This is a genomic window from Methylobacterium komagatae (genome assembly GCF_042661665.1).
In the GTDB taxonomy this organism is placed as follows: Bacteria; Pseudomonadota; Alphaproteobacteria; order Rhizobiales; family Beijerinckiaceae; genus Methylobacterium; species Methylobacterium komagatae.
Map to the genome: position 1 here is coordinate 3236453 of NZ_JBHSWN010000001.1, position 26807 is coordinate 3263259.

General features: G+C 68.7%; 30 protein-coding genes and 1 pseudogene. 8 read left to right on the forward strand and 23 right to left on the reverse strand.

The genetic code is table 11. The annotated features are described in order from the left end of the window. Positions 1-25 precede the first annotated feature (25 nt). Together ACFQE0_RS16090 and ACFQE0_RS16095 are read left to right on the forward strand one after the other, a co-directional pair. Complete coding sequence (locus ACFQE0_RS16090; RefSeq protein ID WP_378971393.1) at positions 26-910, forward strand: alpha/beta fold hydrolase; 885 nt, start codon at positions 26-28, stop codon at positions 908-910. Between the two features lie 94 nt (positions 911-1004). After that, positions 1005-2225, forward strand: coding sequence for an FAD-dependent monooxygenase (locus ACFQE0_RS16095; RefSeq protein WP_378971395.1), 1221 nt, complete (start codon positions 1005-1007; stop codon positions 2223-2225). A gap of 37 nt (positions 2226-2262) precedes the next feature. On the opposite strand, the gene ACFQE0_RS16100 is transcribed toward ACFQE0_RS16095, so the two are convergent. Together ACFQE0_RS16100 and ACFQE0_RS16105 are read right to left on the reverse strand one after the other, a co-directional pair. Next, positions 2263-2607: a hypothetical protein gene (locus ACFQE0_RS16100; RefSeq protein WP_378971397.1), complete on the reverse strand. Its 345-nt coding sequence runs from the start codon at positions 2605-2607 to the stop codon at positions 2263-2265. A 336-nt stretch (positions 2608-2943) separates the two neighbouring features. After that, positions 2944-3984 (reverse strand): AMP-binding protein, encoded by a 1041-nt coding sequence (locus ACFQE0_RS16105; RefSeq protein ID WP_378971399.1) that lies wholly within the window; start codon positions 3982-3984, stop codon positions 2944-2946. 362 nt (positions 3985-4346) lie between these two features. Between ACFQE0_RS16105 and ACFQE0_RS16110 the strand changes: the two genes are divergently transcribed. Next, entirely contained in the window at positions 4347-5108 is a 762-nt protein-coding gene (locus ACFQE0_RS16110) for an invasion associated locus B family protein (protein ID WP_378971401.1), read from the forward strand. A 104-nt stretch (positions 5109-5212) separates the two neighbouring features. Here the strand turns inward: ACFQE0_RS16110 and hspQ are convergent, their stop codons facing one another. Both hspQ and ACFQE0_RS16120 read right to left on the reverse strand, forming a co-directional pair. Beyond that, entirely contained in the window at positions 5213-5551 is a 339-nt protein-coding gene (hspQ, locus tag ACFQE0_RS16115; RefSeq protein ID WP_378971404.1) for a heat shock protein HspQ, read from the reverse strand. Positions 5552-5618: 67 nt separating this feature from the next. Continuing rightward, positions 5619-6329, reverse strand: coding sequence for a DJ-1/PfpI family protein (locus tag ACFQE0_RS16120; protein WP_378971406.1), 711 nt, complete (start codon positions 6327-6329; stop codon positions 5619-5621). A gap of 53 nt (positions 6330-6382) precedes the next feature. Here ACFQE0_RS16120 and ACFQE0_RS16125 point away from each other — a divergent pair, with 53 nt between their 5' ends. Beyond that, positions 6383-7378 carry a GlxA family transcriptional regulator gene (locus ACFQE0_RS16125; protein ID WP_378971409.1) on the forward strand — a complete coding sequence of 332 codons (996 nt, stop codon included), beginning with the start codon at positions 6383-6385 and terminating at the stop codon, positions 7376-7378. Positions 7379-7387: 9 nt separating this feature from the next. Here ACFQE0_RS16125 and ACFQE0_RS16130 read toward each other — a convergent pair whose 3' ends face one another. Next, on the reverse strand, positions 7388-8401 hold the full coding sequence (locus tag ACFQE0_RS16130) for a WD40 repeat domain-containing protein (RefSeq protein ID WP_378971411.1): 1014 nt from the start codon (positions 8399-8401) through the stop codon (positions 7388-7390). Further along, positions 8398-9066 (reverse strand): YoaK family protein, encoded by a 669-nt coding sequence (locus ACFQE0_RS16135; protein WP_378971414.1) that lies wholly within the window; start codon positions 9064-9066, stop codon positions 8398-8400. The genes ACFQE0_RS16130 and ACFQE0_RS16135 overlap by 4 nt, the downstream gene beginning before the upstream one ends. A 207-nt stretch (positions 9067-9273) precedes the next feature. Between ACFQE0_RS16135 and ACFQE0_RS16140 the strand changes: the two genes are divergently transcribed. Together ACFQE0_RS16140 and ACFQE0_RS16145 are read left to right on the forward strand one after the other, a co-directional pair. Next, positions 9274-9699 carry a response regulator gene (locus ACFQE0_RS16140; protein WP_378971417.1) on the forward strand — a complete coding sequence of 142 codons (426 nt, stop codon included), beginning with the start codon at positions 9274-9276 and terminating at the stop codon, positions 9697-9699. 15 nt (positions 9700-9714) lie between these two features. Next, complete coding sequence (locus tag ACFQE0_RS16145; RefSeq protein ID WP_378971419.1) at positions 9715-10110, forward strand: photosystem reaction center subunit H; 396 nt, start codon at positions 9715-9717, stop codon at positions 10108-10110. Between the two features lie 5 nt (positions 10111-10115). Here ACFQE0_RS16145 and ACFQE0_RS16150 read toward each other — a convergent pair whose 3' ends face one another. The 3 genes from ACFQE0_RS16150 to ACFQE0_RS16160 are packed head-to-tail and all read right to left on the reverse strand — an operon-like array spanning position 10116 to position 12596. Beyond that, entirely contained in the window at positions 10116-10742 is a 627-nt protein-coding gene (locus ACFQE0_RS16150; protein ID WP_378971421.1) for a DUF2939 domain-containing protein, read from the reverse strand. Positions 10743-10766: 24 nt separating this feature from the next. Continuing rightward, positions 10767-11306, reverse strand: coding sequence for an RNA pyrophosphohydrolase (locus ACFQE0_RS16155; RefSeq protein WP_378971423.1), 540 nt, complete (start codon positions 11304-11306; stop codon positions 10767-10769). A 60-nt stretch (positions 11307-11366) separates the two neighbouring features. Further along, positions 11367-12596: a divergent polysaccharide deacetylase family protein gene (locus ACFQE0_RS16160; protein WP_378971426.1), complete on the reverse strand. Its 1230-nt coding sequence runs from the start codon at positions 12594-12596 to the stop codon at positions 11367-11369. Between the two features lie 329 nt (positions 12597-12925). On the opposite strand from ACFQE0_RS16160, the gene ACFQE0_RS16165 reads away from it, so the two are divergent. Next, on the forward strand, positions 12926-13435 hold the full coding sequence (locus ACFQE0_RS16165; protein ID WP_378975508.1) for a ferritin-like domain-containing protein: 510 nt from the start codon (positions 12926-12928) through the stop codon (positions 13433-13435). Positions 13436-13477: 42 nt separating this feature from the next. On the opposite strand, the gene ACFQE0_RS16170 is transcribed toward ACFQE0_RS16165, so the two are convergent. The 13 genes and pseudogenes from ACFQE0_RS16170 to ACFQE0_RS16230 form a co-directional block, all read right to left on the reverse strand. Then, on the reverse strand, positions 13478-14815 hold the full coding sequence (locus tag ACFQE0_RS16170; RefSeq protein WP_378971428.1) for a S41 family peptidase: 1338 nt from the start codon (positions 14813-14815) through the stop codon (positions 13478-13480). Further along, the gene (locus ACFQE0_RS16175) at positions 14815-16128 is read right to left on the reverse strand and encodes a murein hydrolase activator EnvC family protein (RefSeq protein ID WP_378971431.1); all 1314 of its coding nucleotides are present in this window, start codon (positions 16126-16128) and stop codon (positions 14815-14817) included. Before ACFQE0_RS16175 ends, ACFQE0_RS16170 begins: the two co-directional genes overlap by 1 nt. 95 nt (positions 16129-16223) lie before the next feature. Beyond that, positions 16224-16718, reverse strand: coding sequence for a 23S rRNA (pseudouridine(1915)-N(3))-methyltransferase RlmH (gene rlmH, locus ACFQE0_RS16180; RefSeq protein WP_378971433.1), 495 nt, complete (start codon positions 16716-16718; stop codon positions 16224-16226). Positions 16719-16730: 12 nt separating this feature from the next. After that, on the reverse strand, positions 16731-17129 hold the full coding sequence (gene rsfS / locus ACFQE0_RS16185) for a ribosome silencing factor (RefSeq protein WP_378971435.1): 399 nt from the start codon (positions 17127-17129) through the stop codon (positions 16731-16733). Between the two features lie 135 nt (positions 17130-17264). After that, positions 17265-17840 carry a nicotinate-nucleotide adenylyltransferase gene (locus ACFQE0_RS16190; protein WP_378975510.1) on the reverse strand — a complete coding sequence of 192 codons (576 nt, stop codon included), beginning with the start codon at positions 17838-17840 and terminating at the stop codon, positions 17265-17267. A 58-nt stretch (positions 17841-17898) separates the two neighbouring features. Next, a pseudogene (locus ACFQE0_RS16195) lies at positions 17899-19196 on the reverse strand (glutamate-5-semialdehyde dehydrogenase). A gap of 100 nt (positions 19197-19296) precedes the next feature. Further along, a complete protein-coding gene (gene proB, locus ACFQE0_RS16200; protein WP_378971437.1) occupies positions 19297-20412 on the reverse strand; it encodes a glutamate 5-kinase in 1116 nt (371 codons plus the stop codon). A gap of 86 nt (positions 20413-20498) precedes the next feature. Continuing rightward, positions 20499-21527 carry a GTPase ObgE gene (obgE, locus tag ACFQE0_RS16205; RefSeq protein WP_378971439.1) on the reverse strand — a complete coding sequence of 343 codons (1029 nt, stop codon included), beginning with the start codon at positions 21525-21527 and terminating at the stop codon, positions 20499-20501. Positions 21528-21580: 53 nt separating this feature from the next. Next, on the reverse strand, positions 21581-22186 hold the full coding sequence (locus ACFQE0_RS16210; protein WP_378971442.1) for a GNAT family N-acetyltransferase: 606 nt from the start codon (positions 22184-22186) through the stop codon (positions 21581-21583). A 182-nt stretch (positions 22187-22368) separates the two neighbouring features. After that, positions 22369-22635 (reverse strand): 50S ribosomal protein L27, encoded by a 267-nt coding sequence (rpmA, locus tag ACFQE0_RS16215; protein ID WP_378971444.1) that lies wholly within the window; start codon positions 22633-22635, stop codon positions 22369-22371. A 65-nt stretch (positions 22636-22700) separates the two neighbouring features. Further along, the gene (gene rplU / locus ACFQE0_RS16220) at positions 22701-23015 is read right to left on the reverse strand and encodes a 50S ribosomal protein L21 (protein ID WP_378971447.1); all 315 of its coding nucleotides are present in this window, start codon (positions 23013-23015) and stop codon (positions 22701-22703) included. Between the two features lie 187 nt (positions 23016-23202). Next, positions 23203-23574: a hypothetical protein gene (locus ACFQE0_RS16225; RefSeq protein WP_378971449.1), complete on the reverse strand. Its 372-nt coding sequence runs from the start codon at positions 23572-23574 to the stop codon at positions 23203-23205. Next, positions 23571-24188: a YceI family protein gene (locus ACFQE0_RS16230; protein WP_378971451.1), complete on the reverse strand. Its 618-nt coding sequence runs from the start codon at positions 24186-24188 to the stop codon at positions 23571-23573. The genes ACFQE0_RS16225 and ACFQE0_RS16230 overlap by 4 nt, the downstream gene beginning before the upstream one ends. A gap of 151 nt (positions 24189-24339) precedes the next feature. Here ACFQE0_RS16230 and ruvA point away from each other — a divergent pair, with 151 nt between their 5' ends. After that, positions 24340-24957 (forward strand): Holliday junction branch migration protein RuvA, encoded by a 618-nt coding sequence (gene ruvA / locus ACFQE0_RS16235; RefSeq protein WP_378971454.1) that lies wholly within the window; start codon positions 24340-24342, stop codon positions 24955-24957. Between the two features lie 32 nt (positions 24958-24989). On the opposite strand, the gene ACFQE0_RS16240 is transcribed toward ruvA, so the two are convergent. Beyond that, positions 24990-26585 (reverse strand): sensor histidine kinase, encoded by a 1596-nt coding sequence (locus tag ACFQE0_RS16240; RefSeq protein ID WP_378971457.1) that lies wholly within the window; start codon positions 26583-26585, stop codon positions 24990-24992. Positions 26586-26807: the final 222 nt, after the last annotated feature.

Below are 26807 nucleotides of genomic sequence, written 5' to 3' on the forward strand. Positions count from 1 at the left end.
GGGAGTCTTTCGCGCGAGAGGTCCCGTGGCCGCCGACTTTCTGCCGGGCTTCGCCCGCCATCGCATCGACACCGCCCCGGGGGTCACGATCTACGCTCGCTCCGGCGGCTCCGGCCCGCCGGTGCTGCTGCTTCACGGCCATCCGCAGACGCTCTCGACCTGGCTTCACATCGGCCCACGCCTCGCGGAACGCCGCAGCGTCGTCGCGATGGATCTGCGCGGCTACGGCGATTCCTCGAAGCCTGAGGGCGGCGGGCGCCACGAAGCCTATTCCAAACGCGTCATGGCCGCCGATGCCGTCGCGGTGATGCGCGCCCTCGGCCACGAACGCTTCGCGGTCATCGGCCATGACCGGGGCGGACGGGTGGCCCACCGGCTCGCCCTCGATCACGGCGAGGCCGTGGAGAAGATCGCCGTGTTCGACATTGCCCCCACGGCGACGATGTACGCGCGCACGGACAAGGATTTCGCCACACGTTATTTCTGGTGGTTCTTCTTCATCCAGCCTGCGCCCCTGCCGGAGCGGCTGATCGGCGCCGACCCGGACTATTTCCTGCGCCACCACATCGAGAACCAATCGAAGACGCCCGGCTCGACCCCGCCGGATCTCTACGCGGAATATCTGCGCTGTTACGCCGATCCGGCCTGCCGCCACGCGATCTGCGAGGATTACCGCGCCTCTGCCGGGATCGACCTCGACCACGATGCCGCCGATGCGGACAAGCGCATCACGACGCCGCTCCTCGCCCTCTGGGGCGCGAAGGGCACCGTGGGGAAGACCTACGACGTGCTCGCCACGTGGCGCGAGAAGGCGCACGACGTCACCGGTCGCGCCCTGGACTGCGGCCACACCCTCCAGGAGGAACAGCCGGACGAGGTGCTGGCCGAGCTGGAACGCTTCCTGGCTTGAGGGTCTGCCCTTCCGTCGCACACCCTTGGCAGCGGCCGGGCAGGGGGACAGATAGACGCCGTGCCGCGAGGGCACGAAACGGAGGCGGGACATCGTGCAGGGCGTGTCGGCGCAGAGGACGGGTTCGCGTTACGAGGTCGCCGTGGTGGGCGCTGGCGCCGCTGGGCTCGCCGCCGCCCTGGCCAGCGCGCAGGCGGGTGTCCCGACGGCCCTGGTCGGACGTCACGCTCCGGTGGCGGATGGGCGCACCGTCGCCTTGCTCGACGGCTCCGTGCGCTTCCTGAAGGCGCTGGGGGCCTGGGACGAGGTCGGCGCCAAGGCGAGCCCGCTCTGCACCCTTCAGATCATCGATGACACGGGCAGCCTGTTCCGCCCGCCGCCCGCCCGGTTCCACTCGTCCGAGATCGGCCTCGAGGCTTTTGGCTGGAACGTGGAGAGCGCGCATCTGGTGGCGGCGCTCCGCCGCTGCGCCCGCAACCAACCCAACCTGACTTTGATCGAGACCGACGCTGCCGGAACCGAGCCCGGCGAAGAAGCCAGCCGCATCGGCCTGGCGGACGGCGGCAGCGTCGAGGCAAGGCTCGTCGTGGGCGCGGATGGAAACCGCTCGCCCTTGCGGCAGGCCAGCGGCGTGAAGGTCCGGGAATGGACCTACCCCCAATCGGCGATCACCACGATCCTGGCCCACGCCAAGCCCCATGGGGACGTCTCGACCGAGTTTCACACCCGATCCGGTCCCTTCACCCTGGTCCCGATGCCGGGCGGCCTCCGGTCCAGTCTCGTCTGGGTGAACGGTAAGGCCGCTGCCGAGCGGCTCGCCGCGCTGGACGATGCGGGCCTTGCCGAAGCCGTCGAGCGGCAGGCACGGGGGATGCTGGGCGCCATGCGCATCGATGGACCGCGCGGTCTGGTCCCGATGCGGGGGCTTTTGGTCGCGACGCCGGTTGCCTCGCGCCTCGCCCTCATCGGTGAGGCGGCGCATGTTTTCCCACCCATCGGCGCGCAGGGACTCAATCTCGGGTTGCGAGACGCCGCCTCCCTCAGGGATGTGGTGGTGCGAGCGCATCGGGACGGGCGCGATCCGGGAAGCCGGGCAGCGCTCTCGGCCTACGCCAACGGACGGCGGATCGATGCGGCGGCACGCACGGCCGCTGTCGATGTCCTGAACCGCTCGCTGCTCACGGACCTGCTGCCGCTCGATCTCGCGCGCGGCCTCGGCCTGCTGGCGATGGCCAATCTTGGGCCACTGCGGCGGATGGTGATGAGAGAGGGAGTGTTGCCCCGATTCGGGGCGCCCGAACTGATGCGGGCGTAACGCCGCGCGGCCTCGGCCTGAGCCGAGGCGTCGCGATTCAGAAGGAGGGACGCGCGGCGACGCAGGCGCCGAGGCGCGTCGCGAGATCGACCGGCGCGCCCGAGCGGGTTTCGCCGTTCTCACCGATCAGGATCACGGGGATGCCGCGTTCGCGCATCCGCGCACGGAGACGAGCCGCCTGCCGCGCGTAGTTCGGATCACGGCGCGTGGACGCCTGAACCAGCACGGCGGCAGGAGGAGCGATCACGGCCAGCACATCGTCCGCGGCCTCGAGCGAGGCAGTGACGCTGGCGTAACCCAGCCCGGCGAGTTCGCCGGAGAGAGAGCGGTCCACGGCTCTTACGCCGTCGTCCACCACGAGGACTTGCTGCAGCGCAACCATAAGCTAGAGCGATACCCCATTGTCCGCGGACTGAAAAGATAGCCGCGCCCGGAAACCTAAGCCAAACCCACGAGAAGCCTGTTGGATCCACCGTTCCTACTCTGCATGGAGAGTGGATGGGGCAAGCTGAGCGGAGGCTGAACTGGTCTGGAGTGATCGTTCAGGTGGCAGGGATGACGCTCAAGAGGCCTTTCGACAAAGCCGCGTAATAAGCGGATTCCTTCCAAGTTACGGTTGTGGAAGGGGTTTCCGTTTCGCGTTGCGAAGGGGCAGTGCGGTATAGAATTCTCCCGTCCTGCGGCCGTCTGACGACAAAGGGAGCTGTGGATCCAGCCATCATGGCGTCGGGGCTCGGTAGTTCCCACCGGCCCCGGGCGCGGGTGAGGATCGCATCCTCGTCCAGAACCAGCACGTCGAGGCAGGGGGGCCCGCCATGTCGCGCACGCTTGGTTCCGGAAGACGTGCGGGTGCCCGGTGGACGATGTCGATGGCGCGCACCGTCCAGGGCAGGGTAATGTCGGCCAGTGCCGATTCGAAGGCAGCCGGCACGACGAGGCGCGTCGGCACCGGCCGGAGCAGGGCGATTCGGAAGCTCGCCGAATCGAAGGGGATCAGGGTCTCCAGGGAAGCGCCCGAGGCGAGCGCCAACCCGAGCCCGGTCACGAGACCGCGCAGGTCGTGGGGCGGCAGGAGGGTAAGGACGCGCTCCGGCGAGGCGAGCCGCTCCCGGTGCGCGGCGACGGCTGCATCGAACCCAGCGGCATCGCGCTTCACGGGGCGGCGCGGGTCGGCCCCGGCGAAGGTGATGAGCCCGAGTCCCCGCTGTGGATCGATGATCCCGCGCTCGAGCGCCATGGCGTCGAGGCTGATCACGCCGTCCGGTAATCCCGGCCCGAAGGCGGCGATGAAGCGCAGGCTGAAATGGCGCAGGGCCGTATGGGTGAGTTCCTCGGCCGGGCGCCGCTGTCCGCGCCGCCCCTCGGTGAGCACGGCGACGAGCCCCGCCGATTCGACGGCGCAGGACAGGGCATCCTCGTCCCAGACCGGCGAGAGCGGGCAGGGAAGGTGGCCCGCCGCTTCGACAGCCAGATGGGCGAGGGAGGCTTCCGCGCCTCCGGCGAAGCAGAGGCCAATCCGGCTGCCCGGCGCCAAGCGCCACGCGGCGATGCCGCGCGCCAGCCGCCCGACGATCTCGGCGGCGGCCGCGTAGGTCCAATTGATGGAGGGACGCCCGCACCAGGCGGGCCTGTCGCCGGAATCGCGCAGAAGTGTCCGCTGCGGATGGACCTCGGCCGCCGCGTTCAACGCGGAGGCCAGCCCATGCCGCAACGGCTCATCGGCGGGCGGTGCCGAAAATTCCGCCGCGTGCGCGCTCACTCGAACCCCTGTCGGACAGCGTTCGGGCACACCTTCCCCGGCCATGGTTAACCGGCCGTTGACGCTGTCGAAGGTGGCGCCTGTTGCTGCGCCTCTTGCGGCGGGGCGGCTGGAAGCCTAGGGAGGCCCGCGTCTGCTTGCGGAACCAAGAGCAGGCGGCGTCATGCCTTCGCCTCAATCGGAAGGGAAGCAGCCGCCCGGCCGAAAAGCCGGATCCTTCTGATCCGCAACGGCCGACGGCCAGACCGTACCGACCGGGTTTCGAGCGGCGATTGAGATCGCGGCACGCTCCCCGGGGGCTTCGGCAAGCCGCCGCACAGGTTCCACGTCCAGGTAACGAACGCCCTAAGGAATAAGAGCCGATGTCCTTCACCCGCTCCGCGCCGTTCGCGCGCGCCGCCTTCCTCGGCCTCGCGGGCCTCGCGCTGGCGACGGTTCCGGCCGCGGCTCAGCCGAAGAAGCCCGCCCCGGCGGCCCCCGCTCCGGCAGCTCCCGCGCCGACCCAGACGCCGGCCGCGCAGACCGCCGGTCAGACCGGTCCGCAGATCGTCACTCTGAAGTCCGAGCCGAGCCAGGCCGACTGGACCAAGGTGTGCGGCAAGGATCAGGGTTCGGGCACGGACATCTGCTACACCACCCGTGACTTCGTGTCGGACCAGGGCCAGCCGGTCCTCGCCGCCGCCGTCTACGACATGAAGAACACGGCCCAGAAGCAGGAAGTGCGTGTGGTGCGCTTCCTCCTGCCGCTCGGCCTGCTGCTTCAGCCGGGCATCCGCTTCAGCATCGACGGCCAGGGCGCCACGGCCGGCCGCTTCGCCGTGTGCTTCCCGAACGGCTGCTTCGCCGAAGTCGGTGGCGTGGATGCGGGCGTGATCGCGGCCCTCAAGAAGGGCACCACCCTGAACGTCTCCGTTCAGAACCAGACCCAGCGCGAGGTGACCTTCGCCGTGCCGCTCGCCGGCTTCGGCAAGGCCTTCGACGGCCCGGCCATGGACCCGAAGGTGCTTGAGGAGCAGCAGAAGAAGCTCCAGTCCGAGCTGGAGAAGCGCAGCGAAGAGATGCGCAAGAAGCTCGAGACGCAGCAGGGCGCGGCCCCCGCCGCTCCGGCTCCGGCCGCCAAGTAAGCGTCGTGTGACGCGGGGCGCCGTATGGCGCCCCCTCAAAGCAAGAAGGGCCGGGCAGCGATTGCCCGGCCCTTCTTGCGTTTGGAAGACGGCACAAGGCCGGATCAGTTTGTCGGCCGGTCGCGCATCCGATAGGTGCCGGAGGCGTCGCGCTCGAACATCTCCTTGATGCCCGCGTGGCGCAAAGCCTCGCCCGACGTGTCGGGCAGAAGGTTCTGCTCGGAGACGTAGGCGACGTATTCCGTCTCCGCGTTCTCAGCAAGGAGGTGGTAAAACGGCTGGTCCTTGCGCGGTCGCACTTCCTCGGGGATCGCGAGCCACCATTCCTCGGTGTTGTCGAACACCGGATCGACGTCGAACACGATGCCGCGGAAGGGATAGATCTTGTGCCGCACGATGGCGCCGATGCCAAACTTCGCGGTCTTGAGTGTCACGTCCGTCATCAGTCGTTCCGTCCTCCGCGTGAGATAATCGCGCGGGGCGGTTCTGTCACCGTGGCCGGTGGCAGCTTCATTCACGTGTCACGATGCCGAGATCCTGCGCGATAGCGCGGGCGGTGGCCTCCCGGCGGGCGATGAGGTCGGACGCCGCCTTGCGCACCGCCGAGACCGTCTGGGGCGAGGCCGTGCGCGGGGTGCCGCTGTCGAAGGGCGGCTCCGGTGCGTATTGCATCATCAGCTGGATCGCCTTCGCCGTCTCCTCACCGCGCAGGCGCGCCGCGAGCGTCAGGGCGCCATCGATCCCGGCAGTAACGCCCGCCGCGAAGATCCAATCCCTGTCGATCACCACACGGGCATCGACCGGGATCGCCCCGAAGAACGGCAGCAGATCGACCGCGCTCCAATAGGTCGTGGCCCGACGCCCCTTGAGCAGCCCCGCCGCGCCGAGAATTAGCGCACCCGTGCAAACGGAGAAAACGACCTTGGCCCCCGCCGCCTGGCTCCGCACCCAGCCGAGCACGGCCTCATCGTGCATCAGCGCCTCCTGCCCGGCACCACCGGGGATGTGGAGCACGTCGAGTTGCGGGGCCTCCGCGATGGCGCCATCGGGCGCGAGGCGCAGGCCTCTCACGTCGCGGACCGGGGCGCCATCCGGCGAGTAGAGCGCCAACGTCGCGTTCGGAAGCCGCGACAGCACCTCGAACGGGCCGGTGAGGTCAATCTGGTCGATGCCTTCGAACAGAAGGGACCCAATGGCGAGCGGCCTATCGTGCGGGATCATGGCGTGTCTCCTGTCTGGACGCGAGCACCTTAGCGCGTCATTCTCTGGCCGAAATGCCAAAGACCCCTCGTTTTCCGCCACAGGCGGCCGAGAAGCCGCGCATCATCGAGATCCTGGCCTTCCCGCAGGTTCAGCTCCTTGATGTGGCGGGGCCGTTGCAGGTCTTCGCGACGGCCAATGAGCGCCTGGGGCGCCCCACTGAACCCTATGCGCCGCGCGTCGTGGCGCCGGGCTCGGGCTCGCTCCCGGCCTCGTCGGGGCTCGGGCTCTTGGCCCTGCCGCTGCCAGGGGTGGACGCGCCCGTCGATACGCTGATCGTGGCGGGTGGGCCGGGCGTCACGGCCGCCTGCGCAGATCCGGCCCTCGTCGCCTTCGTCGAGGGGCGGGCGGCGCGGGCAAGACGCGTCGCCTCGGTCTGCACAGGGGCCTTCCTGCTCGCCGAGACGGGAAGGCTCGATGGCAGGCGTGCGGCGACCCACTGGGCGCATTGCGACCGGCTGAGGGCCCGGCATCCGCGCATCCAGGTGGAGGCCGACCCAATCTTCGTGCGGGACGGCGCGATCTGGACCTCGGCGGGGGTGACGGCCGGGATCGACCTCGCCCTCGCCTTGGTTGAGGAAGACCTCGGGCGGGAGGCGGCGCTCACCATCGCCCGGCACCTCGTCATGTTCCTCAAGCGGCCGGGCGGGCAGGCGCAGTTCAGTGCCACCCTCGCGCTCCAGGGCGGCGAGGATCGCTTCGCCCATCTGCACGCCTGGATCGGCCGGAACCTCTCCGGCGACCTGTCGCTGCCGGTCCTCGCCGCGCAGGCAGGAATGAGCGAGCGCACGCTCAACCGGCGCTATCGCGAGGCCACGGGAACGACTCCGGCCAAGGGGATCGAGCGCCTTCGGCTGGAAGCCGCGCGGCGGGCGCTCGCGGAGACGCGGGCGCCGGTGAAGCGGATCGCACGCGAATGCGGCTTCGGTACGGAGGAGACGATGCGGCGCGCCTTCCTGCGCAACGTCGCCGCGACGCCACAGGACTACCGGGCGCGATTCGGCGCTTGAGAGCCGAACTCAGGCGGGGAGGGTGAGAACCCCCGCCTTGCCGTCCTTGCAGCCGAACGCCAATCGGCCGCCGCGCCCATCCCAGGCGATCGCCGTGACGGCGCTGCCCTGGACCGCCGGGCGGACGAGCAGTTCCGCCGCATCGGTGAAGCGGACGAGCAGGATGCAGCCATCCTCATAGCCCATCGCGAGCACCAACGCCTTCGGATGGAAAGCGACCTGAGTGACGCGGGCCGGGCGCACGCCGCATTCGCGCGGAGGCTTGCCGGTCGGCCCGTCCTTGGAATCGAACGGCCAGACGATCGCCGCCTCGGCGCCGCTCGTAGCCAGCCAATTGCCGTCGCCCGACCACGAGAGGGAGCGGACCTTTCCGGGATAGCCCGACATCCGCATGTGGCCCTTGTCGGGCTGGAGGCGCCAGCCATGCAGGGAGTTCTCCTGCATGGTCGTCACGACGAAACGCCCATCGACCGACCACGACACGTCGATATGCGAGCCCTTCCAGGTCAGGTCTTCCGGAGCGGTCTCGAGGTTCGGGTACCAGAGGCTGGCGCCGTTGTAGTGCGACACGGCGAGCCGGTAGCCCTTGGGCGCGAATGCGAGGCCCCGGGCCGAGGAGGGGGCCAGAAAGGTCTTCTCACGCCCCTTAGCGTCGATGGCCACGACGTTGCGCCCGGCCGAGAAGGCGAAGGCGCCGTCCGGGTGAAGGGCTACAGCGTCGATCCAGGCACCGTTCGCGGCCTTCGCGATCTCGCGGCTCGTGCCGTCTGCAACCGTTTCGACGATGCGGCCATCGTCGCCGCCGGTCACCAACCGCCCCTTTCCGCCAGCCGCGACCAGCACGCCGCCTTCGGGATGGGCGGCGACGAGGGTCGCCTCGCCGTCACGGAGCAGCGCGACCTGTCCATCGGCCAGGGCGAGGGCGGCGACCTCTCCGAGCCAATGGGCCGCGACCGCATGGGCACCGGGCTCGTAGGCGACGACGTGGCTGGTGAGCGAGGCGGTGGAGATCAGTGAGCTCATGAGGCAACCTTTGCAGCCGGCCGTTCACGGGCGACCAGCAGGCTAGTGATCAGGGCCAGCACGGCCGCGACGAGTGCCGGGGCGATGAGGGCGTAGAGGTTGAGGGCCTGATAGGCCAGGGCACCGCACAGGGCGCCCACGAAAAGCGACAGCCAGACGAGCCCGTCCCCCGCCCAGGCGAAGGGGGGCCCTTTGCGTGTGATCGCCTCGGCGATCTTCTGGCCGAAGCCGAACAGGGCGCCGGTGACGAAGGTGGTCCCCGCACGAAACCCCTTCACACGGGACAGCACGGCATTCTGCGCGCCCATCGCCATGGCCAGGGCGAAGCTCGCCCAGCCCGGCTCGGGGGCCACGAGGCCGATGACGAGCGCCCCCGCGACGAGGCCGGTTTCGACGGTCAGCACGGCGGGCGTCGCCCAGCGATCGCCGATGAAGATCCCGACGAGGCTCCCCAGGATCGCCCCGAGCAGGAAGGATCCGATCAGCGCGAGCGGTAACCACAGATGCGCCGTCTGGAGGTCACCGGTCAGCACCGCCAGTTGCGTGATGTTGCCGCTCATGAACGACGTGTAGAGGCCCCCGAGCCGCACGAAGCCCAGCGCATCGACGTATCCGGCCAGCGCCGTGAGGGTCAGGCCCGTGGCCAACTGCCACTGGCGGTTCACGAACGCGCTCCATACACGTCCCGCGTGAACCATTCGTTAACCATGAAGGGGCCTCCGTTCACCGGTCCAGCGACGCGGTTAACACATCGCTCACCAGACCTGAGCAATTCGATGCATGTCCGGCGAACGCCGCACCGGGGGGACCTGTTTCCCCTGCGAACTGGCTCCGGGGCCATTGGCCTCGACCAGGCGAGTTGGAGTTGCGTCATGATCCCGTTCGCATTCGCCGTCCCGGCCGTCCCGCACCTCGCCCCGGCCGCCACCACCGTGCTGGTCGTGGAGGATGAGCCCACCGTGTGCGAGCTCGCGGCCGAAGCTTTGGCGGACGAGGGGTACCGGGTTCTCACCGCAGCGGATGCCTGGGAGGCCGAGGCCATCCTGTCCCGCGAGAGCGTGGATCTGCTCTTCACCGATATCGATCTGGCCCGCAACACGAACGGCATCGTGCTCGCCCGCCATGCGCGGGAACAATGCCCGCATCTGCCCGTCGTCTACACCTCCGGCGGTCGCGCCTGCCTCGCGAGTGGCGAGGCCGTGCCGGAATCCATCTTCGTCCCGAAGCCCTATCGCCCGAGCCAGCTCGTCGCCCTGACGAACGAGATCCTGCGCCCGGCCGAGTCCCACCACGCCTGAAAGGTTGAACGACCGATGCGGCCCGTCCTCTCCGCCCTGATGTGCCTCGCTCTCGGCACGCTGACGACGCAAGGGACGGCTTGGGCCGCATGCGACGTGAAAGGCGCGAAGATCGAGGAGCAGATCGCCGCCAAACCGGACCTGCAGAAGGATGCGAACGCTCAGACGGTGCGAGACCTTCGCACGCTGCGCGATGCGGCCATCGTGCTGGACACCTACAAGTATCCTGGCGAGTGCGAGGTGCTGCTCGGCATCGCCCGCTCCCTCCTGTCCGATCCCGGCAAGACGATCGAGCAGGGCGGCGATACGGACGAGGACAAGGCTGAAAGCCTGATCGAGGCGCGCAAGCCCAAGGCAGCACCGGAAAAGGCGGCGCCGGAGAAGGCTGCGCCCGAGAAGAAGGCGGACTGATCCGTCTACTTCGCCCCGCCGCCGCTCAGCCGCGCCTTCGCGAGGGCGCGGGACAGCTTGGCCGCGATCTCGCCGCGCAGGGCATCCGCCATCTCGATGTCCGCGAGGCGCCACGAGAAGCCGCGCAGCCTCAGGCGGATGCGGGTCCGCTCGACCCTGGGACCTTCCGGTGGAATGGGGATGACCACGGCGCGGAAGCCGCGCATCTCGGCCGCCGCGTAATAGCTCGCCAAGCGGCCGAACCCGCGAATCGACAAGCCCCTCGTGCGCGCGTCCTCAGGCTTCTTCAGATCGAGCTTCTCCGGCCAGCCATCATCCAAAAGGTCGATCACGGTGTCCGGGGTCACGAGGCTTTCGGCCAGCGCCAGGGCGAGGCCGTAGGCCGCCTCGTCGAGGCGCTGCCGGTCGCGGGGGTCGAGATCCTCGTCGGCGTCGGTCGCGACCCGCACGGCGGCGACGATCTGCCGGACCAGCGAGAGGCGGAGCGTGCGGAAGTTGACGTGCCCTTCCACGTAGGCGGCATCGTGCCGCCGCACCGCATCGGCGAGATTGTAGAGCGACCATAGAGGGCTCAGCGTGAACAGGATCCACGCGACCGCGATCGCGAGGGGGATCGCGAGCCAGCGCCTCATGGGTCTAAACCGGACCGGGCCGCGTCATACCCGCTCCGCCCAGGCGGAGAGGTGCGAGAAGCCCGCCACGACCCGCTCGTAGACCGGGCGCTTGAACGGCACGATCAGACCGGGCAACTCATCGAACCGCGCCCACCGCCACGCATCGAATTCGGGCTTGTGCGCGCCGCCACCGGGGCGAAGGACGTCGATCAGGGCCTCGGAACCCGTGAAGCCATAGGCGAACCATTTCTGGGTCTGGCCCCGGTAGCGGCCCTTCCAGGCCTGCTTCAACACGGCCGGAGGCAGGTCGTAGGAAAGCCAATCCGGCACCTCGCCGATGAGACGCAGGGCTTCGGGGGGGACGTTGGTCTCCTCGAAGAGTTCGCGTCGCGCCGCCGCCTCGGCATCTTCGCCGGGGTCGATACCGCCCTGGGGCATCTGCCACTGGAAGGGGCCATCGACATGTTCCGGCCCGGCATCCTGCCGTCTGCGGCCGACGAACACGCCGCCATCCGGCCCGATCAGGGTGATCCCGACACAGGGCCGGTAGGGCAGGTCGCTCGATTCGCTTGTCTGTGCCATCGGGGCGGACCATAGGCCGCCGCCACGAGGCCGGGCAACGCGCATTCGCCCAAGAAGCGATCAATCAGCCTTGGAAAGCCGCTTGGGCGCCCCCCGGAGCGCAACGCTGACGGGCACGAGGCGAATTCCCTTTGCATCGAGGTTGCGCGCCCAGCGGGCGATACGGTCGACGGACATGAGCGAGCCGCCCGATGACACCAGGACGAAGCCGTTGGCGCGGGCCTGGGTCTCGGCACGGGCCAGCTCCGTGTCGATGGCTTCCGGCCGGGGCACGGCATCGAGGACGATCTCGGCGCGGGCATAGGGCGTGCGCGTCTTGTTGGCCGGGGGAGGGCCCTTGGGCACGGTGCCGTCTTCGACGAAGCCGAGGCCCCGCGCGCCGATCTCACGCAGGATCGGCTCGAAGGCGGGATCCGCGATCAGCTTGCCGCCCATCAGGTTGACGAGGCCGACATAGCCGGGAAACCGCGACATCGCCCAGGCCAAGCGCTCGCCATTCTCGGGCCCCTTCAGGGCCGCGAGCAGGGCCTGCGGGCCGGGATCGCTGTCGGGATAGTCGAAGGGCTCCATCGGCACCTGCAGGAACACCTCGTGCCCGGCATCGCGCGCGCGGGCGGCGGCGCGCTCGACCTCGTTGCCGTAGGGCGCGAAAGCGAGGCTCACCGCCTGCGGCAGACGCGCCGTTGCGGCCGCCGTGGCCGATTGTCCGATGCCGAGACCAGTGACGAGGATGGCGATGCGAGGGCCGCTGCCCGGCTCTTCCGGACGCGCGTAGACGTCGAGCGCCCGCAGGCGGCCTTCGCCGAGGCGGGGCATGATGCCGTGGCGACCCTGTTCGGCAAGGCGCGGATCGGGCGCGGCGGCGAGCCTGGGCGCATTGGCGGGGGGCACCCGGATCACCACGGCCTCGCTCGGGGCCGTGCCCGGCGGGCGAAACACCGTCACGCCGGACGCATTCTCGAGCTCTTCGGCGCTCCGCTGCTGTTGCGGCGTCGACTCTGCCTGAGGCGGCGCGAGGGCGGCAACGGCAGGCTTCTCAGGAGCCTTCGGCGCGGGCGGGGCGTCGCGTAAATCGATCATCGCCCGGGCGCTCGGCTCCCCGCCCTGAGGATCGCCGAGGGCCACGAGCAAGCCGAAGGCGCTCACCAAGAGGGCAGCTGCGATGCCGGTAACAACCCACGGCTGACGGGCGCGGGCGATCAGTCCGGCGGCGCGCGTCTTCGGCGGCGGGGTTCCGGCATCGTCGACCCCGAGGGGCCGGGTCAGGATATCGTCGGCGGGCTCGGTCACACGAAACTCGTCGCAGGAGCCAACCCGCAACCGAAAGCAGCGGGCGATCCTCGTCCATATCTGCCGGTTGCTATGGTTAAAGTTTCGCTAATGCGCTGCGTCGATCAGCAACGGTGCTGCTTTCCGGCCACGCTCGTGCGATCTGCATAGCAAAGCTCAGCCTGTAATTATCATAAGTCAATACACGGCAACTTATGTTGTCATTCTCAAACTCGGCTGAATGTCCAAGTCCTGATCCGAATAAGCGCAGCCGGGAACTTTCGCTCGACCAAAGCATCGACAAACGATGCCGTGATTGACGTTCACGGCCCCGCTAGCGGAGCAAGATGATGAGCACCGACGCGCGCGAAATCTACATCACTGCCTTGAAGAACACCCACGCGCTGGAGATGCAGGCGCTGCAAATCATGGAGCGGCAGGTCGAGCGATTGGAACGCTATCCCGAGATGGCCGACGCCCTTCGACGGCATATCGACGAGACGCACGGTCAGCGACAGCGACTCGAGGAGGCATTGCACAGCCTCAACGAGACCCATTCCGTCATCAAGGAGGGGTTCCTAGGCTTCGTCGGCAACATGATGGCGCTGGGTCACGCGCCCGCGCAGGACGAGATCCTGAAGAACACCTACGCCAACCACGCCTTCGAGAATTTCGAGATCGCGGCTTACACGTCGCTCCTCGAAATCGGCGACGTTGCCGGGCTCGCGGCGCACAAGGCGGGCTTCACGCAGTCACTCGATGAGGAAAAGGCCATGGCGCAGCGCGTCCATGACCTCATCGTGCCGACCACGCGGCGCTACGTCGAACTCACCGTCAGCGGCGCGAAGGCGGATCGCTGAACGAAAGCGGCCGGTGCCTTTGGGGCACCGGCCTCGTCATGGTCAGTTCGGCAGGCTGGGCTTCGGCTGCGGCGCCTGGGTCCCGTTGGCGGCGCCCTTCTGGACACCATGCAGGAAGTCCACCGCCGAGATCAGCTGCTTGTCCTTGGCCGGATCCGGCGGGACGTAGGCGCTGGACCCACCGCGCTCGTCGGTATCCTTCTGCTTCAGGTGGCCCTTCAGACCGGCCTCGCCCTTGGTCTCGTCCTTGCCCTTCAGTTCGTCCGGCACGTCCTGCAGCACCTCGACGTCCGGCTCGATGCCCTTGGCCTGGATCGAGCGGCCCGACGGCGTGTAGTAGCGCGCCGTGGTGAGGCGCAGGGCGCCCGAACCGCCGAGCGGGATGATCGACTGCACCGAGCCCTTACCGAACGAACGCGTGCCCATGATGGTCGCGCGCTTGTGGTCCTGAAGGGCGCCGGCCACGATCTCGGAAGCCGAGGCGGAGCCGCCATTCACCAGCACCACGATCGGCTTACCCTTGGTCAGGTCGCCCGACTTGGCCGAGAAACGCTGCGTCTCGTCCGGGTTGCGGCCACGGGTGGAGACGATCTCGCCGCGGTCCAGGAAGGCGTCGGAGATCATCACCGCCTGATCGAGCAGGCCACCGGGGTTATTGCGGAGATCGAGGACGAAGCCCTTGATCTTGTCGTTGCCGATCTCGCTCGTGAGCTTCTCGATGGCGGCGCGCATGCCGTCGAAGGACTGCTCGTTGAACTGGGTCAGGCGGATGTAGCCGACATCCGCGCCCTCGATCTTCGAGCGCACCGGCTTGATCTTGATGGTGTCGCGGGTGAGCGTGACCTCGATCGGGTCCTTCGACTCCTTGCGGGTGATCTTTAGCTTCACCTGCGAGTTCACCGGGCCGCGCATCTTGTCGACCGCCTGGTTCAGGGTCAGCCCCTGCACCTGATCGTCATCGATCTGGGTGATGACGTCGTTGGCGAGCAGACCAGCCTTGGAGGCGGGGGTGTCGTCGATGGGCGTCACGACCTTGATCAGGCCGTCTTCCATCGTGACCTCGATGCCGAGGCCGCCGAACTCGCCACGGGTCGTGGTCTGCATGTCGCGGAACGCCTTGGCGTCCATGTAGCTCGAATGCGGGTCGAGCGAGGTCAGCATGCCGTTGACGGCCGCCTCGATCATCTTCGACTCGTCGGGCTTCTCGACGTAGTCGGTCCGCACCTTCTCGAACACGTCACCGAACAGGCTGAGCTGGCGGTAGGTCTCGGCAGAAGCGGCGACGGCGCGGGGCCCGGACAGGAACTCCGTCTGGGTCGCCACCATCGAGGTGCCCGCGCCCAGGAAGGCGCCGAGCATAATCAGGGAAGTCTTGCGCATCAGCCGCGAACCTTCTCGCCAAGAATCTTGTCATTGGGGCTCTTCGCCCACCACGGCTCCGGGTCGATGGAACCGCCATCCTTCTTGAACTCGACGTACAGGGTCGGATCTCCGTCTGGCCCTGGCGTCCCCTCGCCCATGGATCCCAACGGTTCGCCGGCCAGCACGAACTGTCCGACCTCGACGCTGATCTGGTCCATTCCCGCCAGCAAAAGATAGTAGCCGTCGCCAGCGTTGATGATCAAGAGTCGGCCATACGAGCGAAACGGCCCCGCGAACTGTACCCAACCATCGGCTGGAGAAGCCACGGTAGCCTTGGGCCGCGTAGCGAAGGAGACGCCCCGCGTCGAGCCGCCGTTACCGTCCGGCTGGTTGAAAGCTCGCACGAGTCGGCCCACGACGGGGCGCGGCACTTCGCCCCGCGCCTCTGCGAATTTGACCTTCGGGGCCAAGCGGACGGGATCGCGAAAGCCTGCTGCGGCAAAGCGTTCCTGCGTCGCCCGCACCTCGCGCTCGGCGGCGGCCTTCGCCTCCTCGGCGGTGCGCTTGGCTGCGCTCATCTCGCCCTCGACCCGTTCGAGCAGGTCTTTCAGGCTCTTGGCCTGAACGCCGAGTTCGGCGGCACGCTTGCGCTCGGCCGCGAGCCCGCTCTCGATTTCGGCCTGCCGCGCCCGGCGGGCGGTCACCAAAGCTTGAAGACGCTGCTGCTCCCGCGCCCAGCCCGCGAGATCGGCGGCGAGCCCTTCCTTGTCACGGGCGATGGCATCGCGAAGCCGCACCATCTCGGTGAGGTCGGCGGCCAGGGTATCGAGTTCGCCGCGCAGTTCCGGCACCACGGCGCCGAGCAGCATGGACGTCCGGATCGCGGCCAGCACGTCCTCGGGGCTCGTCAGCACGGCCGGGGGAGGGCGGCGCCCCATCCGCTGGAGGGCGGCCAGGATCTCGGCCACGGTGCCGCGTCTCGCCTGGAGGGAACGCCGGATCGCCGCCTCGCTGTCGGTCATCGCCTTCAGGCGATCCTCCAACCGGGTCATCCGCTCCTCGGTCGCCTGGGCCTGACGGCTTGCATCGAGAAGGGCCGAATCGAGTTTGGCCCGATCAGAGCCGATGGCGGCGATTTCCTTTTCGAACTGCGCCCGCTGCCCCTCGCTCGCCGCCAGGGCATCCTGCACACGCTTCAGGTTCTCGGCGCGGCGGTCGCGCTCCTGGCTCGCCTGCTGAATCTTCTCTTGATCCGCCGGAGCATCCTGCGGGAACGCGGGTCTCGGCGCGAACAGGATCAAGGCTGCCAGGACGAGCCTAACCCCTCGCACGGATGTTCCTCTCGCCTCTGCGGGGGAGGGCACCCTGCGAAGCAGGAGGGAAGGACGAGACGTGGCGCCGATCAACCCGGTCAAACGCACCGCGCCTACCCCGGCTCGCCGCGGTGATAGGGATGACCCGCCAGAATGGTGAGGCTGCGGTAGATCTGTTCGAGGGCGAGCACGCGCACGAGTCCGTGGGGCAATGTGGCGGCCCCGAAGGACAGGATCAGGTCCGCGCGCGTCCGAATTGAGGCATCGAGACCGTCCGGCCCGCCGATCAGCACCGCCAGAGCCGGCTTCGCGGCATCCCGCCACGCGGCGACGCGACCGGCCAGAGCCTCGCTCGACAGATCGGCACGGCCGCGCTCGTCATAGGTCAGCAGGGCGCTTCCAGGCGGCAGCAGCGGCAACAGAGCTGCCGCCTCCTCGGCGGCACGGTCGGCGCCGCGCCGGGCCCGCGACTCGGGGATCTCGATGAGGTCGCACGCCGGAAAGCCGAGGCTACGGCCGAGCTGCGCGGCACGCTCGCGATAACGTGACGCCAATTCGCGTTCCGGCCCGGCCTTGAGCCGCCCGACCGTGGCGATCACGAGGCGCAAGATGAAGGTCGATCAGCCTGCAGCGACACCGGCAGGACGATCCGCGCCCCACATCTTTTCGAGGTTGTAGAAGCCTCGCACCTCGGGCCGGAAGATGTGCACCAGCACGTCACCGGCATCGATCAGCACCCAATCGCAGGCGGGCAGGCCCTCGACACGGGCCGTGCCGAAGCCCTTCTCCTTCATTTCCTGAAGGATCTTGTCGGCGATGGAGCCGACATGACGTTGCGAACGACCGGAGGTGATGATCATCGTGTCGGCCAGCGAGGTCTTGCCGGCGAGGTTGATCTCAACCGTCTCCTCGGCCTTCATCTCGTCGAGGCACCCGAGCGCGAGTTCCCTCAGGGCTCCCACGTAGGCGATGCCTTTTTCGTCGGCATCCGCGGGGCGGGGTGGGGTTTCGGTGCGCACGGTCTCAGTGCGAAGGGTCTCGGGCAGCGTCCTGATTCCTCATGGGGCCGCGTTGCGGCCTAATTGTTCCAAAGTGGCGGCTTCGGCCCCCGATTGCAACCGCTCTCTCGCGGGTGGTGCACCGGAAGGATCGCCTCAGGCCCTGCGCGTGCCCCTCTTCGCCCGGATCGCGGTGGAAGAGAGCTTCGAGCGCGGCCCGTGGAGGAACACCCATGCCGGAGGCCGACGCCCTGCCAACGTGATGGCTGCCGCCTCGGGGATGCGCGCGCCTGACAGTCGGCGTGCCGCCTTCGCGGAGACGGGCGTGAGCGTCGAGCCGGGGCGGTCGATAACCGCGATCGGCATGAGCCGGGCGATGTCCGCCGCGCCACGCCAGCGGTGGAAGGTCGCGAGCGAATCGGCACCCATGATCCAGACGAAGCGCACTCCCGGCCGACGCCGCACGAGGTAGCGCAGAGTCTGTACCGTGAACCGCACGCCGAGCGCGGCCTCGAATCCCGTTACCGCGATCCGCGGATGAGCTGCGATGCGCGCGGCCTGCGTGCATCGATCCGCCAGCGGCGCGAGGCGGCTGCGGTCTTTCAGCGGGTTTCCGGGGCTGACAAGCCACCACACCCTGTCGAGACGCAGGCGCCGCAGGGCCGTGGTGGAGACGTGAAGATGGCCCTCATGGGCAGGATCGAACGATCCGCCATAGAGGCCGATCCGCATGCCGGGAACGCTCGGCGGCAGGATCAGCCGCACGAAGCGTGGCCGGTGATGGCGTCGATCACGGACGCGTCTGGCCGCGACCGTGAACCCGGTACTTGAACGTCGTCAGTTGCTCGACGCCGACCGGACCGCGAGCATGCATCCGCCCCGTCGCGATGCCGATTTCGGCCCCGAAGCCGAATTCGCCGCCATCGGCGAATTGGGTCGAGGCATTGTGCGCCACAATCGCCGAATCGACCTCGGCGAGGAAGCGCCGGGCGGCGTCCTCATCGTCGGTGATGATCGCATCGGTGTGGTGCGAGCGTAGCGCTCGATATGCGCGATGGCCGCGTCGAGCCCATCCACCACCCGTGCGGAGATCACCGCGTCGAGATACTCGGTGCTCCAATCGGCCTCGCTCGCAGGCGTCACCCGCGGATCGGCGGCACGGGTCGCCTCGTCGCCACGCACGGCGCAGCCGGCGTCGAGCAGGGCGGCGACGAGGGGCTTCAGATGCGTCTGCGCGCAGGCACGGTCCACCAGCAGCGTCTCGGCGGCACCACACACGCTCACCCGGCGCATCTTGCTGTTGAGCAGCACCGTGCGCGCCATATCGAGATCGGCGGCGCGATCGATATAGACGTGATTGATCCCGTCGAGATGCGCGAAGACCGGCACCTTCGCCTCGGCCTGAACGCGTTCGACGAGGCTGCGTCCGCCGCGCGGGACGATGACGTCGACACAGCCATCGAGGCCCGCGAGCATCAGACCCACGGCGGCACGGTCGCGGGTCGGCACGATCTGGATCGCGTCGGCCGGAAGCCCCGCCTCGTCCAGCCCCCGGCTCATGGCACGGGCGATGGCCTGAGCGCTGCGGAAGCTGTCCGACCCCGCCCGCAGGATCGCGGCGTTGCCCGCCTTCAGGCACAGGGCACCGGCATCGGCGGTGACGTTGGGGCGGCTCTCGAAGATCACGCCGATGACGCCGAGGGGCACCGCGACGCGCTCGATCAGCAGGCCGTTCGGCCGCTCGATGGCGGCGAGCTGGCGCCCGACCGGATCAGCCAGGGACCCGACCATCGCCACCGCGTCGGCAATGCCGCCGAGACGCTTGTCATCGAGGGTCAGCCGGTCGATCAGCGCGGCGCTCTGGCCGTTCTCGCGGGCGGCGGCGATGTCGCGCTCGTTCTCGCGCAGGATCTCGTCCCGGTCGGCGCGCAGGCGCTCGGCGATCCGCTGGAGGGCGATGTCCTTGGTCTGCGCCGAGGCGAGGGCCATGAGCCGGGCCGCCTTGCGCGCCCGGCGGCCGATGGCGGCCATCTGCTCCGGCAGCGCGTCCGCATCCGCGAAATCGGATTTCAGATTGAGGACGGGCATGCGGGGCCTCCGGCTTCCGGAGCTAAGGGGCCGCTCTCTTGGCACATCGCGCCGAGACCCGACAAGGGCCGCCACGTGCGGCCCCTCACGGGCGAAGCGGCTAGAAGAGGGCGAGGTCGTCGCGATGGACCATCCAGGCGCGGCCCGGATAGTTGAGCAGTTCCGCGATCCGCGCGCTCGGATGACCGATGATCAGAGCGGCTTCCGCACTGTCATAGCCGACGAGACCGCGCCCGATGGCCCGGCCCTCGGCATCACGGATCAGCACGGCATCGCCTCGCGAAAAATTGCCCTCGACGCTGCGAACGCCCACCGGCAGCAGGCTCGCCCCGCCCGCGAGCGCCCGCGCGGCACCGGCGTCGATGGTGAGGCTGCCGCGCGGTTCGAGGGACCCGGCGATCCAGGTCTTACGCGCGGCCGTGGGCGTCGAGCCCGACAGGAACCACGTACAGCGCGCACCCTCCTGAACCGCCTTCAGCGGATTCTTGCTGCGGCCATCCGCGATCATGAGATGCGTGCCGCCCGCCACCGCGATCTTGGCCGCCTCGACCTTCGTGCGCATGCCGCCCCGCGAAAGTTCCGAAGCGGGGCCACCGGCCATGGCCTCGATCTCGGGGGTGATGCGCTCCACGACGGACAGATGGCGCGCGTCGGGGTCGGTGTTCGGCGGGGCGGTGTAGAGCCCGTCAATATCGGAGAACAACACCAGCACGTCGGCGTCGATCATCGTCGCGACACGGGCGGCGAGGCGGTCATTGTCGCCGTAGCGGATCTCGGCGGTGGCCACCGTGTCGTTCTCGTTGACGACCGGGACCGCGCGCAGTTCCAAGAGCTTCTGAACCGTGGACCGGGCGTTGAGGTAGCGGCGGCGCTCTTCCGTATCCTGCGGCGTCACGAGGATCTGCCCGGCGACGATGCCGTGATGCCCCAGGGCCTCCGCCCAATGGCGCGCGAGGGCGATCTGCCCCACCGACGCGGCCCCCTGGCTCTCCTCAAGCCGCAACGCCCCCGGCGGCAGACCCAGAACCGTCCGGCCCAGGGCGATGCTGCCCGAGGACACGACCAGCACATCGACGCCACGCGCATGCAGATCGGCGATATCCTCGGCCAGCGCCGACAGCCACGCATGGCGCAGGCGACCGCGAGCACTATCGACCAGAAGGGCCGATCCGACCTTGATGACGACGCGGCGGAAGGTGTCGAGGGCGGGGATCATGAGTCTCGTCTAGCGCTATCGCGCGAGATGTGGCGGAAGACGGCCTGTTTGAACAGCCGAGCCACCGCATGGAGGGGTCGCCGTCGCTACGGCTGCCACGCCTCGGCGACCGGCGCCTCTTCGGCGCGGCCGACTTCGATGGCATCCTGCAACGCCCGCAGCGCTTCCGGCACGCCCTTCCGGCTGGCCGAGGAGAGCACCAGCGGCGCCTTGCCCGCCGCGCGCTTCAGCTTGGCGGTCTGGCTCTTGAGCGTCTCCGGGTCGAGGGCATCGGCCTTCGACAGGGCGACGATCTCCGGCTTGTCCGCGAGGCCGTGGCCGTAGGCCTCGATCTCGCCGCGCACGAGCTTGTAGGCCTTGCCCGCATGCTCAGTGGTGCCGTCCACCAAGTGGAGCAGCACGCGGCATCGCTCCACATGGGCGAGGAACTTGTCACCGAGGCCGACGCCCTCATGCGCGCCCTCGATCAGGCCGGGGATGTCGGCGAGCACGAATTCACGCCCGTCCGACCGCACCACGCCGAGGCCGGGATGAAGCGTCGTGAAGGGGTAATCCGCGATCTTCGGCTTGGCCGCCGTGACGCTCGCCAGGAAGGTCGACTTACCGGCGTTCGGAAGACCCACCAGCCCGGCATCGGCGATGAGCTTGAGGCGCAGCCAGATCCACATCTCCTGGCCTTCCTGGCCGGGATTGGCGTGTTTCGGCGCGCGGTTGGTGGAGGTGGTGAAGTAGGCGTTGCCGAAGCCCCCGTTGCCGCCCTTGGCGAGGCGGACGCGCTGTCCGACCTCGGTCATGTCGGCGATGAGGGTTTCCCCGTCCTCGGCGAGAACCTGCGTCCCAGCGGGCACCTTCAGCACGGCATCCGCCCCGGACGCGCCGTGGCAATTGGAGCCCATGCCGTGCTCGCCCTTCTTGGCCTTGAAGTGCTGCTGGTAACGGTAGTCGATCAAGGTGTTGAGGCCCTGGACGCACTCGATCCAGACGTCGCCACCGCGCCCGCCATCGCCTCCGTTCGGGCCACCGAACTCGATGAATTTCTCGCGCCGGAACGACACGCAGCCCGGGCCACCGTCACCGGAGCGGACATAGACCTTGGCTTCGTCGAGGAACTTCACAGCACGTCTCGTTTCCACGGGCGGGCCGCACGCAGCGGCTCCGCCTCTTTACCTCATTCCGCCGCCGCAAGCGCGGGGACGTCGCCACCCTCACGAACAAGCCAGCGGCCCCGCTCCAGGCGAAAGTGATCGGTCTCGCTCTCCGTCCCCCGGGCCGGGTCATGCTGGAAGGACCGGCCGCTCCAGACGAAACCGATCTTCTCCAGAACCCGGCGGGACGCCGGATTGGTCACCCGCGCCGATGAGTCGAGTCGCGCCGCCGGCGTCCAGGCGAACCACGCATGGACCAGGGCCTCCGTCGCCTCGGACATCAGACCGTAGCCCCAGTAGGGGCGGCCGAGCCAGTAGCCGAGACGGCTCCTGCCGCCCTCGGACTCGGGGGCGATCTCGATCATCCCGATCGCCCGGCCGGGACGCGCCCGTTCGCAGAGCGCGAGGGTCAGGCCCGTCCCGGACGCGTTGGCCGCCCGGCTCGACACCAGAAACTCATCCACCGCCGCCCGGTCGAGGGGCAGGGGGATGCGGGCCGTCATCTCCGCCACCGCCTGGTCGCCGGCCAGCCGCTGGATAGAGTCGGCGTCGCGGGCGGTCGGCCAGCGCAGCCACAGGCGGCGGGTCTCGATCCGGAAGACGTCGTCGCGGAACAGATCTGGGAACATGGCGCCCTCACCGGCACCGCTCCCCTCGGGATTGCGGTGCCCAGAGACGACGAAGGGGAGGATGGCGTCCCATCCTCCCCGGTATTCCGTCAGACCAGTCCCGATGAAGGGCGGCTCACGATTCCGGTCCGGTGTGGGACACCGTCGCGGGACGCTCGCTTCGCCTTTCGGGCGCCCGCCTGTTACTCCGCGGCCTCAGCCAGCGGTACCACGGCTACGAAATCGCGCCCGCGGCGCGTCTCGAACTGCACGGTGCCGGGTTTCAGCGCGAACAGGGTATGATCCTTGCCCATGCCGACATTGGCGCCGGGGTGCCACTTGGTGCCGCGCTGACGCACGATAATGTTGCCCGGAATCACGGACTCCGAACCGAACTTCTTGACGCCGAGGCGTCGGCCGGCCGAGTCGCGGCCGTTGCGGGACGAGCCGCCTGCCTTCTTATGTGCCATCTCTGGAACTCCGAATCTGTCTGAGGGGTCGCGCGGATCGCGGGCTTAGATCAGCCCGCGCTCGATCACGCGGAGATGCCGGTGATGCGGACCACGGTGTGGTCCTGGCGGTGGCCGCGCTTGCGGCGCGAATTCTGGCGGCGGCGCTTCTTGAAGGCGATGACCTTCTTGCCCCGGCCGTGGCTGACGATCTCGCCCGTCACGTTGATGCCCGACAGGGTCGGCGCGCCGATCTGGGTGGCGCCAGCGCCGTCGGCGAAGAGGAGAACCTCACCGAAGGTCACGGACTCGCCGGCTTCACCCGCGAGGGTGGCGACGGTGATGGTATCGTTGGCGGCGACGCGGTATTGCTTGCCGCCCGTCTTGATGACTGCGAACATCGTTCTCTCGTGCTCTCGAACGGTCTCCGGATGCCTTGCGGCAGGCCCTGGACCGGCTTCTTGTTTGAGTCATTGACCGGGCGTGCCGGGCAACGCGAAGACGCACGGATCCTGCCAGCAGGCCGCGCGTATCCGGGCTCCTTAGTGTGCGGAGCCGTCGTCTGTCAATGCTCGCTTAACGGCGTCCTCAGCGGACCAGCACATCCTTCGCGACGCTGCCCTGCGGCCCGAAGGCGTCCAAGGCGGCATCGCAGAACGCAGCCTTGCCCTCCGCCGCGAGTCGGCGACGCAGCTCGGTGGCCCGGCTGCGGAGCTTGGCTTCGAGCGTGGCCTCCTGCGCCGGGGCGACCTTGGCCGCGAGCCGGAGGGTGGTCAGCCGCCCGGCCTTCAGATGCGTGCCGGGACAGTTCTGCTCCGCGAGAATCGTGGTCGCCGCCGCTTCAGCATAGGCGTCGAGGGGGCTGAGCGGCGGGGACGCGGCGGTTTCTCCCTCGGCCGCCTGCGCAGCCGTCGCGCCGAGAACGAGCGAGAGGGCGAGAATCACGGCGCGACGCATCATGGCGCGGCCTTGAATTCACCCGCGATACGCAAGGTCACCTCATCGCCGACCATGGGCAGATACGCGTTCACCCCGAAATCGGATCGCTTGATCACGGTCCGGCCCTCGAAGCCGACCGTGTAGCGCCGATCGATCGGGTTGGTGCCCGCTTGCGTGAATGTGGCGTCCAGCGACACCGGCTTGGTCACGCCGCGCAGGGTGAGATCCCCGGTGATACGGGCGGTGGTGGGGCTCGTCGGCTCGACCCCGGTCGCGGTGAAGTTCGCGGTCGGGTTGGCCGCCGTGTCGAAGAAGTCCGCCCCGGAGAGGTGCTGGTCGAGACGGCTGCTGCCGGTCAGCACACCGGAGAGCGGTACGGTGGCGGTGAGGCGGCTCTTGGCCGGCGCCTTCGGATCGAGTTGCAGTGTCGCGCTCACCCCGGTGAATTGACCGTAATAGGTCGAGTAGCCGAGGTGGTTGACCGACCACGTGATCTTCCCGTGGTCCGGATCGAGCACGTAAGAGCCCGCCCGCACCTGGTTCGGATCCTGTGTCGGATCGGCTGGCGGCTCCTGCGCGAGTGCGGCCGAGCCGTGGAGAAGCAGAGCCGCAAGGGCGAGGACAGTGACGCGCATGGGAGGATCGTCTGTCGGGGTGGCCTGACGCGGCTCTTTCCACGAAGCCGCCCGGCGCTCAAGGTCGCGGCCCCGGAGAAGGGGCGGCGACGCACGTTCCCCTTTGGCTCGTCGTGCTCTATCCCCCCGTCATCGGACGGACGGGCAGGGCATGATCGGCAAGCTGAAGGGGGTCGTCGATTCCTTCGGAGAGGATTTCGTGATCCTCGACGTACAAGGCGTGGGCTATGTGGTGCACTGCTCGGCACGCACGCTGCAGCGCCTTCCCGCGGTGGGGGAGGCAACCTCCCTGTCGATCGAGACCTTCGTGCGCGAGGACATGATCCGCCTCTACGGCTTCCGATCGGATGCCGAGCGCGAATGGTTTCGCCTGCTCCAGACCGTCCAGGGCGTCGGCGCGAAGGTGGCCCTCGGGGTGCTTTCGGTGCTGGAGCCGCCCGCGCTCGCCAACGCCATCGCCATGGGCGACAAGGGTGCCGTAGCCCGCGCGCCCGGCGTCGGCCCGCGTCTCGCGGCCCGGCTCGTGGCCGAGTTGAAGGACAAGACCCCCACCTTCGCCCCCTTGGATCCGGCCCTCGTCGCCCTGTCCGGGGAGGTGGCGGAGGGCAAGGCACCCCAGCCGATCACGGACGCCATCTCCGCCCTCGTCAATCTGGGCTACCAGCAGGCGCAGGCCTCGGCCGCCGTCGCCGCCGCCTTGAAGAGCGCGGGCGAGGGGGCAGAGGCCAAGGTTCTGATCCGCCTGGGGCTGCGCGAACTCGCGCGCTGACGCATCGTCCACCGAAGTGGGTGGCGGGAGTTTCAGACCGTCGCGCCGATCTCGGAGAGGGCCGTCGTCAGGACGCAGCAGAGGCCGCTCTCGTTGAAGTCGGTGCGGACCTCACCGCCTGCCAAGCCGCGTTCGATCAACCGCGTCCCGAAACCCTTGCGGGTCGGCACCTTTACCACCGGGCCACCGATCTCCCGCCACGACAGGCGTAGAAACGTGCCGTCGTCGGTCCATTCCACATCAACCCGCCCCTGCTCGTTGCTCAGGGCGCCGTACTTCACGGCGTTGGTGGCGAGTTCGTGCAAGAGAAGAGCGAGGGAGAGCGCCGCCCCCGGCCCGATATGCAGGGAGGGACCTTCCAGGCGGAAGCGCTCCGGCCCGTCCGCATGGAGGCCGAGGGAGCCACGCACCACCTCCGCGAGATCGGCCGCATCGCGACGCCCCGCGAGCAGGATGTCGTGCGCCTTGCCGAGCGCGATCAGCCGCAATGACAGGGCGTCCCGGGCCGAATCCAGATCGGGTGCGTTTCGCATCGTCTGGCTGGCCATCGACTGTACCAAGGTCAGCGTGTTCTTCAGCCGGTGAGACAACTCGCTGTTGAGGACCCGCCGTTCGTCTTCGGCCTGGACGCGAGCCAGGGCCGCCTGCGTGCGGTCCGCGACCGTGCGCATGAACAGGATCTCCTTGTCGGAGATCGGATGCGGACGCTCATAATGGACGTAGACCAGCGCGGTGAGGCGCCCGCGTACAAGGATCGGCACGTTGACCAACATCCGGATGCCGAGCTTAAGCAGCGCACCCGCCAGGGCCCTGTCGTCGGTGAGGCAATCGGCGATGATCACCACTTCTCCGCGCTTCAGGTCATCGATGAAGCTGCCGAAATCGCGGAACGCGTAGAGGCCGACGAGATCCATGGCCCCGGGCGCGTGCCAGCCCGGCAGCATCCGGACCGTCTCGCGCAACGGATCGACCGTGCCGTAGCCCGCCCGCACGGCACCGAGCGCCCCCGCCATGATGTGCGCCGCCGAACGGGCGATGGCCTCAATGTCGTCGATGTCGCGCAGGGCATCGCCGAGAGCGATCAGCGCATCCTTGCGCAGATCCGTGGCCTTGCGCTCGGTGATGTCGAGGGCGACGCCGGAGAACCGCTCGGGTCGCCCGTCCTTATCCAGGGTGAAGCGGCCGCGCGCATGAACCCAGCGCACCGCTTCGCCCGGGGGGCACAGCCGGTAATCCTCCGCGAACTCTCCGCCGTCGGCCATTCCCTGAGCGATCCGGGCCTGAACCCAGCCGCGATCCTCGGGATGGATGTTGTCGAGGTAGGTGGCCGAGGGTGCCCCGTCCGTCGTTGCCGCGAGATCCACCCCCGCGAGGCGTGTGAAGGTGTCGCTCGCGTAGAATCGGTCGCCGGGAATGTCCCAATCCCACCAGGCCAGGAAGCCGGACGCCGCCGAGGCGAGGCTGAGGCGCTCCTCGCTGCGCGCCAGGGCCGCCTGGCTCTCCCACAGGGCTGCGGTCAGCGCCCGCTCGACGCGCGGCTCGGCGTCGAGAACCACAGGGCCTTGGACGGGTTCGCCGTGCCCAACCGTGTGCAGCGCCGCGCGGAGCCGCACATTCTCGGCCTCCAACTCCGCAAAGCTCCGGGCTCTCTGGTCGTTCCGAGTCACCGCTGGTCGCCGATTCAACTTCCAGTTGCGAAGATGAGGAATAACGCGAATTTTCGAAGAGGCACAAACGCCGCAGAAGGCGCCAGAACATGTGTGTGTGGCGCCCCAAACTTACCTGACGGCTCAAGGCGATCCGGGCGTTCGACGCGGTGCGGCGGGCAGCCCCATGCCATCCGATTCAAC